Below are 18334 nucleotides of genomic sequence, written 5' to 3'. Positions count from 1 at the left end.
TCTCCTGTTGACTCCGTTGTCTTCCGTTCGGGCGCGGCGCGTTGGCCGTGGCCCGCGTTGCCCATCAAAACGAATGGTTGATGCCGAGGTTCACGCCGGTCTGCGAACGGCCCGGCAGCGGATTCGCGAGGTTGTCGTTGTCGCTGCCGGGGTTGTTGTTCGCGACCGAGAAATTCGAGCCGCTCGCGTTGCGCACGTGGGCGACGGTCGCGTAGAGCAGCGTCCGCTTGGACAGGCTGTATGCGCCGCCGAGCGCGAACATCGACGCATGGCCGGACGGATCGTGCGTCGCATCGCCCGCGCCGGAACCGACGTGCACGTAGTACGCGGCGCCGCCGAGCGACAGCACGGGCGTCACGCGATACTGTGCGCCGATCCAGTAGTGATCCGCGTTGCGCGCGAGGCCGGCGGGTGTGTCCGGCGCGTTCAGGTGCGTGTAGGCGGCCTGCAACGTCAGCGCGCGCCAATAGAGATTCGCACCGGCGAAGACTTCGCGCGAGCTCGTGAACACGTTGCTCATCCGGCCGTTCGCGTCGCGCAGTTCGTCGTACATCGCGCGCAGCATCACGAAGTCGTTGCGGTACGTGAGCTGGACCCCGTCGCTACGGCCGTACTCGTTCGCCGCGCCCAGGTTGAAGCCGCCGGCCTGGTTGCCGAGCGCGTACTGCGCATGCAGGCTGAAGCCGTTCCACGACGGCGACCGGTACTCGATGTTGTTGCTCGTGATCGGCACGTTGCGGCTGCGCACCAGCGCGGTGGCCGAATATGCCTGTTGCAGCAGCGGGTCCATGTCCCACTGGTCGTTCGCGATGAACAGGTTGCGACCGAACGTCAGCGTGCCGAGCCGATCGTTGCGCACGCCGACGAGCGCCTTGCGGCTGAACAGGCGGCCGTTGCCGTCGCCCGCCGTGCCCGACATCAGGTTGGTGCCCGATTCGAGGTTGAAGATCACGCGGTAGCCGCCGCCGATGTCTTCCTGGCCGAGCAGCCCGAACCGGCTCGCGCCCCAGTCGCTGCTTTGCGCACGCAACCGCGACGCGGTGGTGCCGTTGCCGGTTTGCACCTGGCTCACGTAGTCGAGGCCGGCGTCGGCGACGCCGTACAGCGTGACCGACGTCTGCGCGAACGCAGGCGAATAACAGAGGATTCCTGAGCAGCCAAGCGCGGTAAGCGCGATTCGTTTCATGTCGTCTCCAGACCTTGCGTCGTTTTGTTGTGGATTGTCTTGCTGGCCGGCGTTGCATCGCGCGCCTCTTCGGGCGCGGCGTGATGCCTGGCACGAAGCGTGTCGCGGCGGCCTGCGCCGCCGCGCTCGCTCAGCGGGCGGCCAGCTCGCCGCGGACGTAATCGATGCTCGCCCGCAGCCGGTCTTCGATGTCGTCGGCTTCGGCGATTTCGTTCGCGAACGGCTCGAACGAGAATGCGCCCCGATAGCTGCGCGCGAGCAGTTCGCGCAGTTGCCGGACGTTACCGAGCCGGTCGGCGCCGCCGACCAGCACACGATGGCCGTCGCGCATCCGGTCGACCGGCAGGTCGCTTTCCTCGACGCCCGAGATGTGCACGAGGCCCGTCAGGTTCGGGAAGAAGATGTCTTCGCCCGCCAGGTGATGGTGGAACGTGTCGTGCACGAGCCGGAACACCTGTTCGCCGGCTGCCGCGTAGATGCCCTTCACCGCGTCCGACTTGCGGCGCAGCGCGCATTCCTCGAAGCCGAGCGGTTCGATGAAACCCAGCAGGCCGCGCGCATCGAGGATCGGCTTGAGCGCCTTCAGCGCCGTCACGAGATCCGCATGGCGTGCGTCGGCGTCGCGCGAGTCGGCGCGGCTGTTGGTCGGGCACAGCACCAGCGCACGCGCGCCGCATTGCGCGGCGTAGTCGGCGAGCACGGTCGCTTCGTCCGCGCGCTCGGCGCTCCATTGCTCGAAGCGCTGCAGCGCGTTGATCGTCAGGATCGTCACGCCGCCGGCTTCGGCCGCCGCGCGCACCGCGGCGGCCGGCGTGCCGTCGGTGATCTCGACGCCGTCCAGATCGTTGCGGATCTCGATCGTGTCGACGCCGAGTCGCCTGCATAGCGCGACATAGCGGTCGAGCGGCAGGCGCGGCGCGCTCATCCGGTTCAGCGAAAAGTGGAATGCGTGTTGCGTCATCGTTGTCTCCTCGGGTCTCGGGTGGGGCAGGGCGAATCAGGCGAAGCTGCGCGCGGGGTTGCCGGCCGGTACGGCGTCCGGTGCCGACGCGAGCGCGCGCCACGTGTCGCGCAGCCATTGCGCGCACGCGACGTTGTTGTCGAAGATCGAATAGCGGGCGCCGCCGCCGTAGTCGGGAAACGGGATGAACTCGCAGCTGATCTGCTCGAGCCGCGCCGGCCGTGCATGAACCTGCCACTGCAGCAGGCGCCGTAGCGCCGTTTTCCACGTGTCGAGCGACGCGGCGCGCCACTCGCCGTGATAGGTGCCCGGTGGCGGCGCGACGAACGGGTACTGGATTCCGCGGCCGGGCCGTCCGTCCGCGCGGCGCATCCAGCGGTTCTCCGGGTTGTTCGGAATCACGCTGCGCGCATGAGCATGGCGAACCCAGCCGCGCGCGATCCAGTCGGCGTAGAGGGCCGACGGCGACGTCGGGGCGAGCAGGCGGTACGCGCTGTCGGCCGGCTCGTGCAGGCCCGACGCGTCGAGTTCGGCGCGGTTGCCGATCTTGAACAGCAGGTGCGAATGGTCGAGCGTGATCCGGAACGGCACGCCGGCCTGCTCGACGTGCCGCGCGACACGTGCCACGCGCGTGAAATCCTCGCTCCACATGTCGACGTGCACTTCGAGGCTCGGCAGGCAGCCGACCGGCTCGCCGCGTTCGTATGCGCGCAGGTAGAAATCGGCGACTTCGCGGTCCGACAGCGGATGGCCGTGCGCGTGGTGCGCGTACAGCTGGCAGTTGAGCACCGTGCTGCCGAACCGCGCACCGGCGTCGACGATCTCGGCGACGTGCGCTTCGTCGCGGCCGGCGCGCCAGATGCCGCCGATCGCGCGAATCGGCAGCGCGTGCCGGTCGACCAGCGCGAAATACGGCGACAGGTCCTCGCCGCGCACCGGGTTCTTTTCGACATAGTCGAACACGCCGGCGCCGGCGATCATCCGGAACCGCTCGGCGGGCGTGGGCAGCGGCAGGCCGTCGTGTTCGAGCACGCCGTCGAGGTTCACGCCGATGAGGATCGCTTCAGCCATCGCCTGCCGTCCGTCGTTGTCCTGGATGGCTGCCAAATGTACGGACGTGCCGGGCCGGCTGCATGACAAACGTTGACGAAAAATCGCCAATGCGGCGGTCGATTTTTGCGCCGTGCATCGGGTGCGCGGCGCGGTGTGCGTCAGCCCTGCAGATACGGGCTGGTGCGCACGTTGGCCGAACAGAACACGCGGAACTCGACCGGGTCGGCGGGCGGCGGCTGTTCGACGATGCCGCACGCATGCAGCACGTGCTGCAGCGCGGAGATCGCCTGGCCGTCGGGATCCTGGTCGATCGCGATGTCCATCGAGCCGGCTTCGATGTACGTGCGGTGCAGATCGATCATCTCGTGCCCGATCCAGACGACGCGCCCGGCCGCGCCCGCCTTGCGCAGCGCGGCCTCGATGCCGGCGGAGCCCGCACCGCTGTTGTAGATCCCGACGATGTCGCCGTGCGCGTGCAGCGCGTTCGTCACCGCGCGATAGCAGCGGTCGTCCTGGTCGAGCGTTTCGACCGGCGGCTCGTCGCAGCCGAGGTCGGCGAATGCGTCGGTCAGCTGGTCGACACAGCCGGCCATCCGGTCGGCGTGCGCGCGATAGCCCATGCGTCCGCCCAGCAGCAGCACGCGGCCCGGGTGCGGTGCGAGGCGGCCGAGGTAGTAGCCGGCCGTGCGCCCGGCGCGATAGTTGTCGATGCCCGCGTAGTGCACGCGCGAGATGCCGCCGATGTCGGTGACCATCGTGACCACGGTCTCGCCGCGCGCGATCGCACCGGCCAGTGCGTCGTGCACGCGCGGCGTGTCGCGTGCGGTGACGATCAGCGCCGCGCGCCGGTACGCGGGCCGCTCGATCAGCGCGGCGGCGCGTTCGTCGTCCGCGGCAGGCAGGATGGTCCGGTGTACGACCACGCGCCGGTCGAGCATCTGCAGCGAGCGTTGCAGCGCCTGCTGCAGCCGCCGGAAGAACGGCGTGTCGGTGTCCGGCAGCAGCACGTCGACATGGAGCAGCCCGTGCCGCGTGTCGGGCAACTGGCGCGGCACGCCGAGCTGGCGGGCGGCCGCGACCACCCGCTCGCGTGCGTTCGCGGACACGCTGCCGCGCTCGTTCAGCACGCGGTCGACGGTGGTCGTGCTGACGCCGGCGAGCGCGGCGATCTCGTCGAAGCGTGCGGTGCGCTTGCGCCAGCGTGGCCCGGTAGGGTCGGCCATGGTCGTCTCCATCCTGTGTCGTCGCCAGCGGGGTGTGGCGCTGTCCGGAACGCTAAAGCGATGGCGAAATTTCGTCAACGTTTCGATTGAGCGGGGCAGGGCCGTCGCCTAATTTTGGCTCCATGCCGAAGCGCTCGCCGCGCTTCCCGCGAACGAGAAACCAGGAGACACGAGTGGCCCATACGGACGACCAGGCGCACGAGCGCACCGCGGCGGCGCACCGCCGGGAATACCGAATGATCGGCGGCGCCGGCGAGCGCGCACGGGCGGCGGGGCTCGCCAACGCCGACTGGTACCGGTGCCCGGTGCCGCGGCCGGTGATGAAGCAATTGATGCAGCGCGACGATGCGCGCGCAATCCGCGACACGCTGATCTGGTACGCGGCGATCGTCGCGAGCGGCGTGCTTGCGTGGCTCGCATGGCGCGCGCATTCGGCGTGGGCGATTCCCGCGTTCTTCGTGTACGGCACGCTGTACTGCAGCCCGGCCGACTCGCGCTGGCACGAATGCGGGCACGGCACGGCATTTCGCACGCGCTGGATGAACGACGTGCTGTACCAGGTCGCGTCGTTCCAGGTGTTCCGCCGCGCGACGGTCTGGCGCTGGAGCCACGCGCGGCATCACACCGACACGCTGGTGGTCGGGCGCGATCCGGAAATCGCCGCGCCGAAGCCGACCGACTGGCTCGGACTCGCGTTGAACGTGGTCGCGCTGAAGCACGTGGCGAGCGAGCTGCGCAAGATGATCGCGCTCGCGTTCGCCGGCCGGCTCGACGACGAGGCGCGCACGTACGTGCCGGACTCGGAATGGCCGAAGGTCGTGCGCGAGGCGCGCATCCATCTGGCCGTCTACACACTCGTGATCGGTGCGTCGCTGTACTGGCGCACGATCCTGCCGCTGCTATACATCGGACTGCCGAGTCTCTACGGCGCGTGGCTGTACCTGTACTTCGGCCTCACCCAGCACGCCGGCATGCCCGAGAACGTGCTCGACCATCGGCGCAACTGCCGGACCGTGATGATGAATCCGGTGTTCCGCTTCCTGTACTGGAACATGAACTACCACGTCGAACATCACATGTTCCCGATGGTGCCGTTTCATGCGCTGCCGGCGCTGCACGACGCGGTGAAGGCCGACATGCCGCCGCCGTACCGCAGCACCGTGGCCGCGTATGCGGAGATCGTGCCGGCGCTGATCCGGCAGACGCGCGATCCGTCCCATCACGTCGTGCGGCCGGTGCCGGGTGCGGCGCGCGCGTGACGGACATCGAACATTCCAGCCAGGGAGACACGCATCATGACGCAATGGATCGACACCGGCGCACTCGACGATATCGACGATGAAGACGTCGCGCGCTTCGACCACGACGGCCGCACGTACGCGATCTACCGGATCGACGGGAACGTGTACGCAAGCGATGGCCTGTGCACGCATGAGCGCGTGCATCTCGCGGACGGGCTCGTGCTCGACCACGTGATCGAATGCCCGAAGCACAACGGGCGCTTCGACGTGCGCGACGGCCGGGCGCTGTCGGCCCCCGCCTGCGAGAAGCTGCGCACCTATCGCGCGAAGGTCGAGGACGGCCGCATCCTGATCGAGGTGTGACGCGATGACGAACGACCGTGTAATGGCGATCGTCGGCGCGGGCCATGCGGGTGGCCGCGCGGCGCAGGTGCTGCGCGAAGGCGGCTGGCGCGGGCGCATCGTGCTGATCGGTGCCGAGCCGCACCTGCCGTACGAGCGGCCGCCGCTGTCGAAAGGCGTGCTGACCGGCGAACGCAGTGCGGCGCAATGCGGGCTGCGCGATCCGGACGCATGGCGTGCCGACGACATCGAGCCGATCGTCGCGACGGTCGAGCGGATCGATCCGGTGGCGCGGGAGTTGCACGTGTCGGGCGGCCGCCGATTCGATTACGACGCGCTGCTGCTCGCGACCGGCGGCCGCGCGCGCCGCCTCGCGATTCCGGGTGCGGAACTCGACGGCGTATTCGCGTTGCGCACGCTCGACGATGCGGCGGCGCTCGGCGGCCGGCTCGTGCCCGATGCGCGGGTCGTGCTCATCGGCGGCGGCTTCATCGGCCTCGAGGTCGCGGCGTCGGCGCGCTTGCGCGGCTGCCGCGTGACGGTGCTCGATGCGGCGCCGCGCCTGCTCGGGCGCGCGGTGCCGGCGCCGATTGCCATGCGCGTGCATGCGCTTCACGCGCAGCACGGCGTGGCGATCGGCCTGAAGCGCCGGCCGGTCGCGATCGAGCGCACGGCCGACGGTGCGCTGGCCGTCGTGCTCGACGACGGCGACACGCTGATCGCCGATACGGTCGTGGCCGGCATCGGGATCGAGCCGGCCGACGAGTTGGCGCGCGACGCGGGTCTGGCGGTCGATCGCGGGATCGTCGTGAGCGCGCGGCTCGAGACGTCGGCACGCGGCATCTATGCGGCCGGCGACGTCGCGGTGTTCCCGAGCGGCGTGTCGGGGCGGCTCGTGCGTCAGGAGACGTGGCACGGTGCCGAAACGCAGGCGCGCGTCGCGGCGCGCAACATGCTCGGCGCCGACGAAGCGTATCGCGACACGCCATGGTTCTGGTCCGATCAATACGACGCGCAGCTGCAGGTGGCCGGCGAGCCGGCGCTCGGCGAGCGGACGGTCGCGCGCGTGCTCGGCGACGACGCCGAAATCCATTTCCATTTCGACGCGGGCGAGCGGCTCGTCGCGGCGAGCGGCTTCGGTCGCGCGTCGGCTTTCGTGAAGGAAATGCGCGTGGCGAGGATACTGGTCGAGCGCGCGATCGACGTGACGCCGGCGGCGGTTGCCGATCCGGGCGTGAAGCTGAAGTCTCTGGTGCCGGCCGCGCGCGATCGCTAGCGGCGCAGGTGCGAGGGGAGGGGAAGGAGGGTAGCGCGCGGCAACCTATGCCGCGCGCCGGATGTGGCGAATGTGGCGAATGTGGCGAATGGCAGTGCGGTCAGGCCATCGCGTGCAGATGCAGATACAGGCCGGCGGCCGCGGCGCCGCCGAGCAGCGGGCCGATCACGGGCACCCACGCATAGCGCCAGTCGCTGTCGCGCTTGCCGGGGATCGGCAGCAGCGCATGCATGATGCGCGGCGACAGGTCGCGCGCCGGGCTCATCGCATAGCCGGTCGGGCCGCCGAGCGAGATGCCGATGCCGAGCACCAGGAGGCCGACGGGCAGCGCGTCGAGCGCGCCGAGGCCGACTTGCGGCGAGGCCAGATACAGCACGCCGAGGATCAGCACGAACGTACAGATCGCTTCGGTCAGCACGTTGTGCGTGACGCTGCGGATCGCGGGCGCCGTGCAGAACACCGCGAGCTTCAGGTCGGCGTCGACTTCCTTCGCGAAGTGCTGGCGATACGCGAGCCACACGAGCAGCGAGCCGGCCATCCCGCCGAGCATCTGCGCGAGGATGTAGCCGCCGACTTTCGACCACGCGAACTTGCCCGCGAGCGCAAGGCTGATCGTCACGATCGGGTTCAGGTGCGCGCCGCTGAACGACGCGGTCACGTAGACGGCGACGAACACGGCCATCGCCCAGCCCATCACGATCACGATCAGGTCCGCGCCTTTGCCCTTGGTCTTCGCAAGCAGCACGTTTGCGACCGCGCCGTTGCCGAGCAGCACGAGGATCGCGGTGCCGATGAATTCTGCAATATAAGGTGACATGATTTGTCTCTCGTAAGTCGCGGCGGACTCGCGCGCTGCGCGGTCCGCCGATGTTGTTGTATTTCTCTGGATTGTTTGCGATTACTGCGCGTCGTCGGCCCACGCCTTGGCGGCGCGCACCGCGCGTTGCCAGCCGGCCATGCAGCGTTCGACCTGCTCCTTCGGCATCGACGGCGAGAAGCGGCGATCGAGCTGCCACTGGCTGCGCACTTCGTCGAGGTTCTTCCAGTAGCCGATCGCGAGCCCCGCGAGGTAGGCCGCGCCGAGCGCGGTCGTCTCGGTGATCTGCGGACGCACCGCGTCGACGCCGAGCAGGTCGGCCTGGAACTGCATCAGCAGGTTGTTCGCGCTTGCGCCGCCGTCCACGCGCAGCTCGCCGATGCTGATGCCCGAGTCGGCCTCCATCGCGGCCAGCACATCGAGCGACTGGTAGGCGATTGCGTCGAGCGCCGCGCGTGCGAGGTGCGCGGACGTCGTGCCGCGCGTGACGCCGAACACCGAACCGCGTGCCCGTGCGTTCCAGTGCGGCGCGCCGAGGCCCGCGAACGCCGGCACGAGATAGACGCCGTCGGTGTGCGGCACGCTCGCGGCGAGCGCTTCGATTTCGGCGGCCGTCTTGATGATGCCGACGCCGTCGCGCAGCCACTGCACGACCGCGCCAGCGATGAAGATGCTGCCCTCGAGCGCGTACTGCACGTCGTCGCCGATCTGCCACGCGATCGTCGTCACGAGGTTGTTCTTCGACTCGATCGGCTTGTTGCCGGTGTTCATCATCAGGAAGCAGCCGGTGCCGTAGGTGTTCTTCACCATGCCCGAGGTCGTGCACATCTGGCCGAACAGCGCCGCGTGCTGGTCGCCGGCGATGCCCGCGAGCGGAATCTTCGATGCGAACACGGTGGTCTTCGTGTGGCCGTAGATTTCCGACGACGCCTTCACTTCCGGCAGCATGTTGCGCGGGATGTCGAGCAGTTCGAGCAGCTCGCTGTCCCACTCGCGCGTGTGGATGTTGAACAGCATCGTGCGCGATGCGTTCGTCACGTCGGTCACGTGCAGCTCGTGCTTCGTGAAGTTCCATACGAGCCAGCTGTCGACGGTGCCGAAGGCGAGCTTGCCCTGGCGCGCCTTCTCGCGCGCGCCCGGCACGTTGTCGAGGATCCATCGGATCTTGGTAGCGGAGAAGTACGAGTCGATCGGCAGGCCGGTCTTCGCGCGCACCTTCGCCTCGAGGCCCTGCTTCTTCAGAGAATCGCAGAAGTCGGCGGTGCGGCGGTCCTGCCAGACGATCGCGTTGTACACCGGCTGGCCCGTCTCGCGATCCCAGACGATGGTCGTCTCGCGCTGGTTGGTGATGCCGATCGCGGCGATCGACGTGCCGTTCAGGCCGGTGCGCGTGACCGCTTCGGCGGCGACGCCCGCCTGCGTCGACCAGATTTCCTGCGGGTCGTGCTCGACCCAGCCGGGTTGCGGGTAGATCTGTTCGAATTCCTTCTGGGCGATCGATACGATGTTGCCCTGGCGATCGAACAGCATTGCGCGGGAGCTCGTCGTGCCCTGGTCAAGCGCGAGGATGTACTGATCCTGCATGTCTCTCATCTCCATCCGTGGATTGGCGTAGTTGTGATGCGCGCCGCGTGTGGCGGCGCGTCGGTGAGTCAACGTCGGTAACGCAACTGCTACTGCAATCGGAATCAGGCGTGCGGTGCGTGCACGGCGGCGAACCACGCGTCGATCGCGGCCGTCACGGCGTCGAGCGTGCCCGGCGTGACGTGCAGGCCGAGCTTCGAGCGGCGCCACAGCACGTCCTGCGCGCAGGTCGCCCATTCGACGTCGCGCAGGTAGCGCAGTTCGGCGTCGTGAATGCCCGGTGCGATCTCGGCGCCCAGGTCGGCGAGCGACTTCGCGCCATCGATCACGCGCTCCGCACGCGTGCCGTACGCACGCGCATAACGGCGTGCAAGTGCGGCAGGCAGCCACGGATGGCGTTTCGCGAACGCGCCGGCGAATGCGTCGAACTTCGCGTTCGCGATGTCGCCGCCCGGCAGGGGGGCGCCGGCCGTCCACGTCTTCGCATCGCGGCCGAGCGCGCGGCACAGCATGTCGCCGGCTTCCTCGGCGAGCTTGCGGAACGTCGTGATCTTGCCGCCGAACACCGACAGCAGCGGCGCACCGGCGCCGTCGTCCATCTCGAGGCGGTAGTCGCGCGTGACGGCCGATGCGTTCGCCGCGTTCTCGTCCTCGAGCAGCGGACGCACGCCCGAATAGGTCCAGTGCACGTCGGCCGGTGAGATCTTGCGCTTGAAGTAGCGGTTGATCGACTCGCACAGATACTGCGTCTCGTCGCGGTCGATCGCGACCTTCGCGGGATCGCTCGTGTATTCGACGTCGGTCGTGCCGATCAGCGTGAAGTCGTGTTCGTACGGAATCGCGAAGATGATCCGCTTGTCCGGGTTCTGGAAGATGTAGGCGTGGTCATGATCGAACAGGCGCCGCGTGACGATGTGGCTGCCCTTCACGAGCCGCACGCTGTGATGCGCGCCGCGGCCCAGCGCGCCGTGCAGCACGTCGCCGACCCACGGGCCGGCCGCGTTCGCGACCGCGCGCGCGTGCACGACGCGGATCGAACCGTCCGCGTGCTGCAGCCGTGCTTCCCATTCGTCGCCGTGGCGTTCGGCGGATACGAGCTTCGTGCGCGTCAGGATCTCGGCGCCGCGCTCCTGCGCATCGAGCGCGTTCAGCACGACGAGGCGTGCGTCGTCGACCCAGCCGTCCGAATACACGAAGCCGCGCTTGATCGAGTCGATCAGCGGCGCGCCGGCCGCATGGCGCCGCATGTCGATGCCGCGCGAGCCCGGCAGCAGTTCGCGTTTGGCGAGGTGATCGTAGAGGAACAGGCCGATGCGGATCAGCCACGCCGGCCTCAGGTTCGGCATGTGCGGCATCACGAAGCGCAGCGGCCACATGATGTGCGGCGCCGCGCGCAGCAGCGTCTCGCGCTCCTGCAGCGCTTTGCGCACCAGTCCGAATTCGTTGTATTCGAGATAGCGCAGGCCGCCGTGAATCAGCTTCGTGCTGCACGACGACGTGTGCGACGCGAGGTCGTCCTGCTCGCAGAGCAGGACCGACAGGCCGCGGCCGGCCGCATCGCGCGCGATGCCCGCGCCGTTGATGCCGCCGCCGACGACGAGCAGATCGTAGCGATTCGGTTGAGTCACCCTGCTGTCCTTATCGTCTGATGGAAATTGGCGAACACGGAATGTTCGAATTCGAAATTTAACGAACGAAATCGAAAAAGTAAAGTTCGAAAAAGCAGGGCCAGTAGCGCGCGGCGCGATCCCGGACGATACTGGCGGAATCGACCGTTTCGCGAGGTGAATCATGCGTATTGGGATGTGGGCCGGCGCGTGCGCCGTCGTTCTGGCAGGATGCGCCGCCGGCACCCCGCCGCTGGCCGGCAACTGGCGTGCGCCGTCGTTCGTCGACCTGCAGACGTCGTGCGGCGGCGCCGCGCGCGACTGGGGCGCGGACGCGCAGCCTGTCTATTCGACGCTGTACGACGCGTACGTCGCGAAACGGTATCGCGGGCTGACGCAAGCGAACTATTGTGCGTTCGTAAACGAACTTTCGACGCACTATGCGGCGCCGGACGCGGCGGGGCGTGCCGGCTGGGTCGCGTATTTCAACGGCGCGCGTGCGCAGGCGGTGAGCTGGCGGGCCGCGGTCGATCCGACGCTGCGCGGCGGCTGACGCGGAGAAGCTGCGGGAGGCGGAACGAGCTGGGAAGGCGGCACGGCCGGGAATCCGGCCGGCGCGCTCAGGTCAGGAACAGCGGGACTTCACGAATAGCGGCATTTGATCGATCGCAACGCGGCGTCGCCAGTTTCGGTCACGCAGTATTTGCGTCCCGATCCCAGTCCTTCCAGTCGAACGAGCTGCTGTTCGAGCAGCGCGTCGAGTTCATCGCGATCCATGTCGCCGTGATCGGGGGCGTCTTTCACTAGCAGTAGCGTGGCGAATTCATGCGGACTCAGCATCGTTCTCTCCATGGCAACCGGTTTGCCCGCGCGGCCGGCACACGCGCCGGTGCGCGATACCCCGCAGGGTATGGCTTGGGGGGAAAGCTGTATTCGCCGGCCTTGGGATTCGCACACGCCTTGGCAGGGCGGATCGGGCGAACGGGCCGGGGAACTGGAGTCTAGTCGAGCGCGCGGGCAACGACAAATCGTGCCCCGTTAATTTTCAGTTTGACAGGCACGCAAGCTGCAAGCGGTCCGGTCGGCGCGCCAACTTCTTGATTTCACTTGAAGTTTCAGGTGCGGTGCAGCATTGCAACCGTCATTCCGCGACGTACACCTGGGTACCGGCGGCCGCGACTGCATCGGCCATCTCGGGGGGCAGCGGCTTGTCGGTGAAGAGCGCATGCACCTGGCTCAAGTGCCCCTGGCGCACCAGCGCGGGGCGGTCGACCTTCGAATGGTCGGCGACGAGATAGACGGTGCGCGCATGCTGCATGATCGCTTCGGCGACGCGCACCTCGCGCGTGTCGAAGTCGCGCAGCGTGCCGTCGGCCTCGATCGCCGACGTGCCGATGATCGCGTAGTCGACCTTGAACTGGCGGATGAAGTCGATCGCGAGTTCGCCGACGATGCCCTTGTCCCACGGCCGCACGATGCCGCCCGTGATCAGCACCTCGCAGTCCGGATAGCCGCTCATCATCGATGCGACGTTCAGGTTGTTCGTGATCACGTGCAGCCCGTGATGCCGGTTCAGCGCGCGGGCGACTTCCTCGGTCGTCGTGCCGAGGTTGATGAACAACGATGCCTGGTCGGGGATGTGCGACGCCGCGAGCGCCGCGATGCGCCGCTTCTCGTCGTGGAACATCCGCTGGCGCGCGGTGTACGACACGTTCTCGGAACTGGTCGGCAGGCTTGCGCCGCCGTGGTAGCGGCGCAGCAGGTTCAGGTCGGCGAGCCAGTTCACGTCGCGGCGGATCGTCTGCGGCGTGACCGCGAAGTGCGCGGCGAGATCGTCGACGGTCACGAAGCCGTCGCGCTGCACCCATTCGAGCAATTCCTGCTGGCGCGCGTTCAGGGTGAGGCGAGGATCTCGGGTCATGGCTCGGCGGTCGGATCGTAAGGCGGAGCGGCTATTGTAAGGGCGGGAAGGGCGTTCGACCGGCCTGCCGCGCACGGTGGCCGGCGATTCATGCGGAAACTGCATGGATTCATGTGACAAATGAATTTGTGCGATTGCGCGGATCGCGCTGCAATGACGGACTGCCCGCACGCGCGGGCGCGCGTTCATTCAGCTTTCGACGAGGTAGAACCGATGACTGGCTTCAACTGGCACAACCCGTATCCGACGACCCGCATTCCGGTGTTCGCACGCAACGTAGTGTCGACGTCGCACCCGCTCGCGGCGCAGGCCGGGCTGCGGATGCTGTGGAAGGGCGGCAACGCCGTCGACGCGGCGCTGGCCGCCGCGGCTGCGATCACGGTGGTCGAACCCGTGTCGTGCGGGCTGGGCGGCGACGCGTTCGCGCTGGTGTGGGACGGCGAGCGGCTGTCGGGCCTGAATTCGTCGGGCGTCGCGCCTGCCGCGTGGAACCCAGACTATTTCCGCAAGCGCCACGGCGAGGACGCGAATGGCATCGCTAACAAGCCGACGCGCGGCTGGGATACCGTCACGGTGCCGGGCGTGATCGCGGGCTGGGAGGCGCTGCACGCGAAGTTCGGCTCGCTGCCGTTCGCGGACCTGCTCGAGCCGGCGATCGAGATCGCCGAGCGCGGCTATTCCGTGTCGCCGATCGTCGCGCACAAGTGGGCGGCCGCGGTGCCCGAGTTGCAGGGGCTGCCGGGCTTCGCCGAGACCTTTATGCCGCGCGGGCGCGCGCCGCTCGTCGGCGAGCGCATGTGCCTGCCGGGCCACGCGCAGACGCTGCGCACGCTCGCGAAGGAAGGTGCGCGCGCATTCTACGAGGGCGCACTCGCCGGGCAGATCGCGGCGTTCTCGCGCGAAGGCGGCGGTGCGCTGACCGAAGCCGACCTGCGCGCGTACCGGCCGGAATGGGTCGAGCCGATCGGCAAGCGCTTCGGCCGCCATACGATTCACGAGATTCCGCCGAACGGGCAGGGCATCGCCGCGCTGATCGCGCTCGGCATCGCCGAGCATGCGGGCGTGACCGAATGGCCCGTCGATTCGGTCGACTCGCAGCACCTGCAGATCGAGGCGATGAAGCTCGCGTTCGCGGACGTCTATCGCTACGTCGCCGATCCGCGCGCGATGGAAGTGACGCCCGAGCAAATGCTCGACGATGCGTATCTCGCGGAGCGCGCGAAGCTGATCGACCGCTCGCGCGCGACGCACTTCGCGGCCGGCCGGCCGCATTCGGGCGGCACGATCTATTTGTCGGCCGCGGACGAGCGCGGGATGATGGTGAGCTTCATCCAGTCGAACTACATGGGCTTCGGCTCGGGTCTCGTCGTGCCGGGCACCGGCATTGCATTGCAGAACCGCGGGCACGGCTTCTCGATGGACCCGGCGTCGCCGAACGTCGTCGCGGGCGGCAAGCGGCCGTTCCACACGATCATTCCGGCGTTCGTCACCGAGGAAGCGAACGGCCGCACCGAGGCCGTGATGAGCTTCGGGGTGATGGGCGGCGACATGCAGCCGCAGGGCCATCTGCAGACCATCGTGCGGATGCTCGGCTACGGGCAGCAGCCGCAGGCCGCATGCTGCGCGCCGCGCTGGAAGGTCAATCGCGACTTCACGCTCGACGTCGAGGCGACGATGAATCGCGATACGGTCGATGCGCTCGCCGCGCGCGGCCATACGATCAAGTCGATCGACGATCCCTACATGGATTTCGGTTCGGGGCAGTTCGTGTGGCGCCTCGATCCGGACGATCCCGAGCGCGGCTACGTGGCCGCGAGCGACAGCCGCCGTGACGGGCTGGCGGCCGGTTTCTGACGGAACGCTTCCAGTGTGGTGCCCCGACGGGCGGCCGAACGGCCGCCCGTTTTGCTTGCTGCAGCGCATGCCGTCGCATGCGCGCAATCCGTTTGAGGAACTCATCTAACGAACGGCAATATGCGCGGCGGAACTGCGCCCGTCAGGTATGGTCAGTGCTCTGAAGCACGAAGATCGAAGTCCGGCTAAGATGCCAGAATGGTTCGGCCGGACCAATCCACTATAAATGCAAGCAAAACGTCGCCTGCGGGCGCTCCGGGCCGGTGCCGAAGGCACGGGCCGGACGGTCGCGCGACGACTGGGAGCGCATCACCATGCACACTGAAACGACGCATGTCATGCCGTGGCGTATCGAGGACATCGATCTGAACCGGATCGATCGTCCGCGCGCCGCTGCGAACGAGGATTTGCTGCTGCTGCTGTGCGCGGCATCGTTCATCGAGAGCGGCTCCGATCTGTACACGAGCAACCTGAGCGAGTTTTTCAACGACGACCCCGAAGTATCCGAGTGGCTCAACAATGCATGGGAGCACGAAGAATTGCAGCATGGCCGCGCGTTGAAGGCGTATATCGCGCACGTGTGGCCGGAGTTCGACTGGGATACGGCGTTCGCGAATTTCTTCGACGAGTATTCGAAGACCTGCTCGATCGAGGCGTTCGAGAAGACGCGCGCGCTCGAGATGGTCGCGCGCTGCGTCGTCGAAACGGGCACGGCCACGCTGTATCGCGCGATCAACGAGTGCTCTGACGAGCCCGTGCTGAAGGAAATCACCGACAACATCCGCACGGACGAAGTGCGCCACTACAAGCACTTCTTCAAATACTTCAAGAAGTACAACCAGCTCGAAGGCAACGGCCGGCTCGCCGTGCTCGGTGCGCTGATGCGTCGCGTGATGGAAATCAAGAACGAGGATTCGGAGATCGCGCTGCGCCACGTGTTCGCGATCCGCTATCCGGAGCGCGTCGGCGACAGCGAATACAATCGTGCGCGCGTGGCGCGCATCAACTCGCTGGTGCGACGCAACCTGTCGGCCGACATGTGCGTGAAGATGCTGCTCAAGCCGCTCGACCTGCCCGCGAAGATCCAGCCGGGCGTCCACTATCCGCTCACGAAGCTCACGCAGCACGTGTTCTTCCGCTGATCGTCTTTGCGTGAACCGGCCGGCGCGTATGCTGCGGTATCGTCATCCGCTTTCCACCGGGGCCGCCACCATGACCGATTCCCATCGCCACGCGCTCGAACAATGGACGTTCGACGCGTGGCCGCCGGCCGTCGTCGCACTGTTCGACGGCACCGCGCTCGAACGCCACGCCGACTTCGCCGCATCGTTGATCGTCGCGACCGACGACGGCCAGTTGCGCACGACGCTGCTCAGCGTCGGCGAGATCTACGCACGCGATGCGGGCACGTTGCTGCTCGCGCTATGGCCGCAGTCGCGTGCGGCGCGCGCGCTTGCGCAACGGCGTGCAGCCGCGTTGACGCTCGTCGCGGACGGGGCGTTCTGGCAGGCTCAACTGAGGATCGAACCGCTCGAAGGGGACTTCGGCGGATTGGCCGGATTCGCTGCGACGATCGCGCACGGCGATGCGCAGCGGGTCGGCTATGCGCGTCTCGCGACGGGCGTCACGTTTGCGCTGGAAGGGGCGTGCGCCGAGGTGCTCGCACGCTGGCAGCGCCAGGTCGAGCATCTGCGGCGCGCGGCCGCGCGGCTTCAGTGACCGCGCTGGCCGCTGCGCGACGAACGGTTGCGGTTCGCGTGCGCGGCATTGCCGGTCGCGGGACGTGCGCCGTTGCCGGCGGACGGTCGACCGCTGCCGCCGCCATTGCCGCTGTTGCTGTTCGCGCCGCCTGCCGTGCGCGGCTTCGCCGCCTTCGCGGCCTTCGGCTGCGCGTTGCCGTCGCGCTTCGCGGCCGGCTGGCCTGAGCCGCCTGCACGCGGCTGGCGATTGCCGCCACCGCCGTCGCCGTGTCCGCCACGCGGCTGCTGGCCGCGGCGCTGCTGGATCGGCTCCGGCTTCGCGGTCGGATCGGGTTCGAAGCCCGCGATCACTTCCTGCGGAATCTCGCGCTTGATGAGCCGCTCGATGTCGCGCAGCAGTTGCTTCTCGTCGACGCACACGAGCGACACGGCTTCGCCGGTCGCGCCCGCGCGGCCCGTACGGCCGATCCGGTGCACGTAATCTTCCGGCACGTTCGGCAGGTCGAAGTTGACGACGTGCGGCAACTGGTCGATGTCGATCCCGCGTGCGGCGATGTCGGTCGCGACCAGCACCTGCAGCGTGCTGTTCTTGAATTCGGCGAGTGCGCGCGTGCGGGCCGACTGGCTCTTGTTGCCGTGGATCGCCATCGCGCTGATGCCGTCCTTCGTCAGCTGTTCGGCGAGCCGGTTCGCGCCGTGCTTCGTCCGGGTGAACACGAGCACCTGGAACCAGTTGTGTTCGCGGATCAGGTGCGTGAGCAGCTCGCGCTTGCGATCGCGGTCGACCGGGTGAATCTTCTGCGCGACGCTTTCCGCGGTGGTGTTGCGGCGTGCGACTTCGATCAGCGCGGGCGAGTCGAGCAGGCTGTCGGCGAGCGACTTGATCTCGTCGGAGAAGGTGGCCGAGAACAGCAGGTTCTGGCGCTGCGGCGGCAGCTTCGCGAGCACGCGCTTGATGTCGTGGATGAAGCCCATGTCGAGCATCCGGTCGGCTTCGTCGAGCACGAGGATGTCGAGATCCGACAGGTCGATCGTCTTTTGCTGCATGTGATCGAGCAGGCGGCCCGGCGTCGCGACGACGATGTCGACGCCGCGCTTGAGCGCATCGATCTGCGGATTGATGCTGACGCCGCCGAACATCACGGTCGAGCGCAGCTTCACGTATTTGCTGTATGCACGCACGCTTTCCTCGACCTGTGCGGCGAGTTCGCGCGTCGGCGTGAGGATCAGCGCGCGCACCGCGCGCTTCGCGCCGCGGTGCTCGGCATAGAACGTGTGCAGGCGCTGGAGGATCGGCAGCGTGAAGCCGGCGGTCTTGCCGGTGCCGGTCTGTGCGCCGGCGAGCAGGTCGCCACCGCCGAGGACGGCCGGGATCGCCTGCTGCTGGATGGGGGTCGGCGACGTGTAGCCGAGCTCGTTGACCGCCTTGACCAGCGGTTCGGCCAGGCCGAGAGATTCGAAAGACATAGATACCACTCTTGAGTTTTATGATCGGCGACGCCTCGCGCGGCCCGCGCGGGGAACTGGCGTCGCAAAAAGCAAAGGGGCGCGGCTGCGGTTTCCCGCAGC

General features: G+C 67.9%; 17 protein-coding genes. 7 read left to right on the top strand and 10 right to left on the bottom strand.

What is annotated here, in order from left to right; all coding sequences use genetic code 11:
* Positions 1-64: 64 nt before the first annotated feature.
* The 4 genes from DIE13_RS21120 to DIE13_RS21105 form a co-directional block, all read right to left on the bottom strand.
* A complete protein-coding gene (locus DIE13_RS21120; RefSeq protein ID WP_124828938.1) occupies positions 65-1186 on the bottom strand; it encodes a porin in 1122 nt (373 codons plus the stop codon).
* A gap of 130 nt (positions 1187-1316) precedes the next feature.
* Positions 1317-2147, bottom strand: coding sequence for a TIM barrel protein (locus tag DIE13_RS21115; protein ID WP_124828936.1), 831 nt, complete (start codon positions 2145-2147; stop codon positions 1317-1319).
* Between the two features lie 36 nt (positions 2148-2183).
* Positions 2184-3218 carry a xylose isomerase gene (locus tag DIE13_RS21110; protein ID WP_124828934.1) on the bottom strand — a complete coding sequence of 345 codons (1035 nt, stop codon included), beginning with the start codon at positions 3216-3218 and terminating at the stop codon, positions 2184-2186.
* Between the two features lie 140 nt (positions 3219-3358).
* Complete coding sequence (locus DIE13_RS21105) at positions 3359-4423, bottom strand: LacI family DNA-binding transcriptional regulator (protein ID WP_124828932.1); 1065 nt, start codon at positions 4421-4423, stop codon at positions 3359-3361.
* Between the two features lie 122 nt (positions 4424-4545).
* On the opposite strand from DIE13_RS21105, the gene DIE13_RS21100 reads away from it, so the two are divergent.
* Genes DIE13_RS21100 through DIE13_RS21090 form a run of 3 tightly spaced genes read left to right on the top strand, consistent with a single transcriptional unit; the run spans position 4546 to position 7282 of the window.
* Complete coding sequence (locus DIE13_RS21100) at positions 4546-5682, top strand: fatty acid desaturase family protein (protein WP_124828930.1); 1137 nt, start codon at positions 4546-4548, stop codon at positions 5680-5682.
* 36 nt (positions 5683-5718) lie between these two features.
* Positions 5719-6027: a non-heme iron oxygenase ferredoxin subunit gene (locus DIE13_RS21095; RefSeq protein WP_124828928.1), complete on the top strand. Its 309-nt coding sequence runs from the start codon at positions 5719-5721 to the stop codon at positions 6025-6027.
* Positions 6028-6031: 4 nt separating this feature from the next.
* Positions 6032-7282 carry an NAD(P)/FAD-dependent oxidoreductase gene (locus DIE13_RS21090; protein WP_124828926.1) on the top strand — a complete coding sequence of 417 codons (1251 nt, stop codon included), beginning with the start codon at positions 6032-6034 and terminating at the stop codon, positions 7280-7282.
* Between the two features lie 100 nt (positions 7283-7382).
* On the opposite strand, the gene DIE13_RS21085 is transcribed toward DIE13_RS21090, so the two are convergent.
* From DIE13_RS21085 to glpD, 3 genes are all read right to left on the bottom strand, one after another.
* Positions 7383-8099 (bottom strand): MIP/aquaporin family protein, encoded by a 717-nt coding sequence (locus DIE13_RS21085; protein WP_096507128.1) that lies wholly within the window; start codon positions 8097-8099, stop codon positions 7383-7385.
* Between the two features lie 81 nt (positions 8100-8180).
* Positions 8181-9683, bottom strand: a complete 1503-nt coding sequence (gene glpK / locus DIE13_RS21080) for a glycerol kinase GlpK (protein ID WP_124828924.1) — start codon at positions 9681-9683, stop codon at positions 8181-8183.
* 104 nt (positions 9684-9787) lie between these two features.
* On the bottom strand, positions 9788-11311 hold the full coding sequence (glpD, locus tag DIE13_RS21075; protein WP_124828923.1) for a glycerol-3-phosphate dehydrogenase: 1524 nt from the start codon (positions 11309-11311) through the stop codon (positions 9788-9790).
* A 163-nt stretch (positions 11312-11474) separates the two neighbouring features.
* Here glpD and DIE13_RS21070 point away from each other — a divergent pair, with 163 nt between their 5' ends.
* Positions 11475-11843, top strand: coding sequence for a hypothetical protein (locus tag DIE13_RS21070; protein ID WP_175751300.1), 369 nt, complete (start codon positions 11475-11477; stop codon positions 11841-11843).
* Positions 11844-11932: 89 nt separating this feature from the next.
* On the opposite strand, the gene DIE13_RS21065 is transcribed toward DIE13_RS21070, so the two are convergent.
* Together DIE13_RS21065 and DIE13_RS21055 are read right to left on the bottom strand one after the other, a co-directional pair.
* Entirely contained in the window at positions 11933-12130 is a 198-nt protein-coding gene (locus DIE13_RS21065; RefSeq protein ID WP_044846784.1) for a hypothetical protein, read from the bottom strand.
* A 301-nt stretch (positions 12131-12431) separates the two neighbouring features.
* On the bottom strand, positions 12432-13211 hold the full coding sequence (locus tag DIE13_RS21055) for a DeoR/GlpR family DNA-binding transcription regulator (RefSeq protein WP_124828921.1): 780 nt from the start codon (positions 13209-13211) through the stop codon (positions 12432-12434).
* A 213-nt stretch (positions 13212-13424) separates the two neighbouring features.
* Between DIE13_RS21055 and DIE13_RS21050 the strand changes: the two genes are divergently transcribed.
* The 3 genes from DIE13_RS21050 (at position 13425) to DIE13_RS21040 (ending at position 16784) form a co-directional block, all read left to right on the top strand.
* Positions 13425-15065, top strand: coding sequence for a gamma-glutamyltransferase family protein (locus DIE13_RS21050; protein ID WP_124828919.1), 1641 nt, complete (start codon positions 13425-13427; stop codon positions 15063-15065).
* 314 nt (positions 15066-15379) lie between these two features.
* Positions 15380-16207, top strand: coding sequence for a ferritin-like domain-containing protein (locus tag DIE13_RS21045; protein ID WP_124828917.1), 828 nt, complete (start codon positions 15380-15382; stop codon positions 16205-16207).
* 70 nt (positions 16208-16277) lie between these two features.
* Positions 16278-16784 carry a hypothetical protein gene (locus DIE13_RS21040; RefSeq protein WP_124828916.1) on the top strand — a complete coding sequence of 169 codons (507 nt, stop codon included), beginning with the start codon at positions 16278-16280 and terminating at the stop codon, positions 16782-16784.
* On the opposite strand, the gene DIE13_RS21035 is transcribed toward DIE13_RS21040, so the two are convergent.
* A complete protein-coding gene (locus DIE13_RS21035) occupies positions 16778-18232 on the bottom strand; it encodes a DEAD/DEAH box helicase (RefSeq protein WP_124828914.1) in 1455 nt (484 codons plus the stop codon). The two genes, DIE13_RS21040 and DIE13_RS21035, sit on opposite strands and share 7 nt — an antisense overlap.
* Positions 18233-18334 lie beyond the last annotated feature (102 nt).

Source organism: Burkholderia sp. Bp9016 (assembly GCF_003857765.1).
Lineage (GTDB): Bacteria > Pseudomonadota > Gammaproteobacteria > Burkholderiales > Burkholderiaceae > Burkholderia.
Note: the sequence above shows the minus strand (reverse complement) of the source record. Positions and strands in the feature narration are given on the sequence as shown.

What these genes read in the sequence shown, in the direction of transcription:
- DIE13_RS21115 (WP_124828936.1), bottom strand. Translation starts at nt 2,147, where the DNA reads ATGACGCAACACGCATTCCACTTTTCGCTGAACCGGATGAGCGCGCCG.
- DIE13_RS21120 (WP_124828938.1), bottom strand. Translation starts at nt 1,186, where the DNA reads ATGAAACGAATCGCGCTTACCGCGCTTGGCTGCTCAGGAATCCTCTGT.
- DIE13_RS21055 (WP_124828921.1), bottom strand. Translation starts at nt 13,211, where the DNA reads ATGACCCGAGATCCTCGCCTCACCCTGAACGCGCGCCAGCAGGAATTG.
- DIE13_RS21090 (WP_124828926.1), top strand. Translation starts at nt 6,032, where the DNA reads ATGACGAACGACCGTGTAATGGCGATCGTCGGCGCGGGCCATGCGGGT.
- DIE13_RS21100 (WP_124828930.1), top strand. Translation starts at nt 4,546, where the DNA reads ATGCCGAAGCGCTCGCCGCGCTTCCCGCGAACGAGAAACCAGGAGACA.
- glpK (WP_124828924.1), bottom strand. Translation starts at nt 9,683, where the DNA reads ATGCAGGATCAGTACATCCTCGCGCTTGACCAGGGCACGACGAGCTCC.
- DIE13_RS21050 (WP_124828919.1), top strand. Translation starts at nt 13,425, where the DNA reads ATGACTGGCTTCAACTGGCACAACCCGTATCCGACGACCCGCATTCCG.
- DIE13_RS21040 (WP_124828916.1), top strand. Translation starts at nt 16,278, where the DNA reads ATGACCGATTCCCATCGCCACGCGCTCGAACAATGGACGTTCGACGCG.
- DIE13_RS21110 (WP_124828934.1), bottom strand. Translation starts at nt 3,218, where the DNA reads ATGGCTGAAGCGATCCTCATCGGCGTGAACCTCGACGGCGTGCTCGAA.
- DIE13_RS21070 (WP_175751300.1), top strand. Translation starts at nt 11,475, where the DNA reads ATGCGTATTGGGATGTGGGCCGGCGCGTGCGCCGTCGTTCTGGCAGGA.
- DIE13_RS21085 (WP_096507128.1), bottom strand. Translation starts at nt 8,099, where the DNA reads ATGTCACCTTATATTGCAGAATTCATCGGCACCGCGATCCTCGTGCTG.
- DIE13_RS21045 (WP_124828917.1), top strand. Translation starts at nt 15,380, where the DNA reads ATGCACACTGAAACGACGCATGTCATGCCGTGGCGTATCGAGGACATC.
- DIE13_RS21095 (WP_124828928.1), top strand. Translation starts at nt 5,719, where the DNA reads ATGACGCAATGGATCGACACCGGCGCACTCGACGATATCGACGATGAA.
- DIE13_RS21105 (WP_124828932.1), bottom strand. Translation starts at nt 4,423, where the DNA reads ATGGCCGACCCTACCGGGCCACGCTGGCGCAAGCGCACCGCACGCTTC.
- DIE13_RS21065 (WP_044846784.1), bottom strand. Translation starts at nt 12,130, where the DNA reads ATGCTGAGTCCGCATGAATTCGCCACGCTACTGCTAGTGAAAGACGCC.
- DIE13_RS21035 (WP_124828914.1), bottom strand. Translation starts at nt 18,232, where the DNA reads ATGTCTTTCGAATCTCTCGGCCTGGCCGAACCGCTGGTCAAGGCGGTC.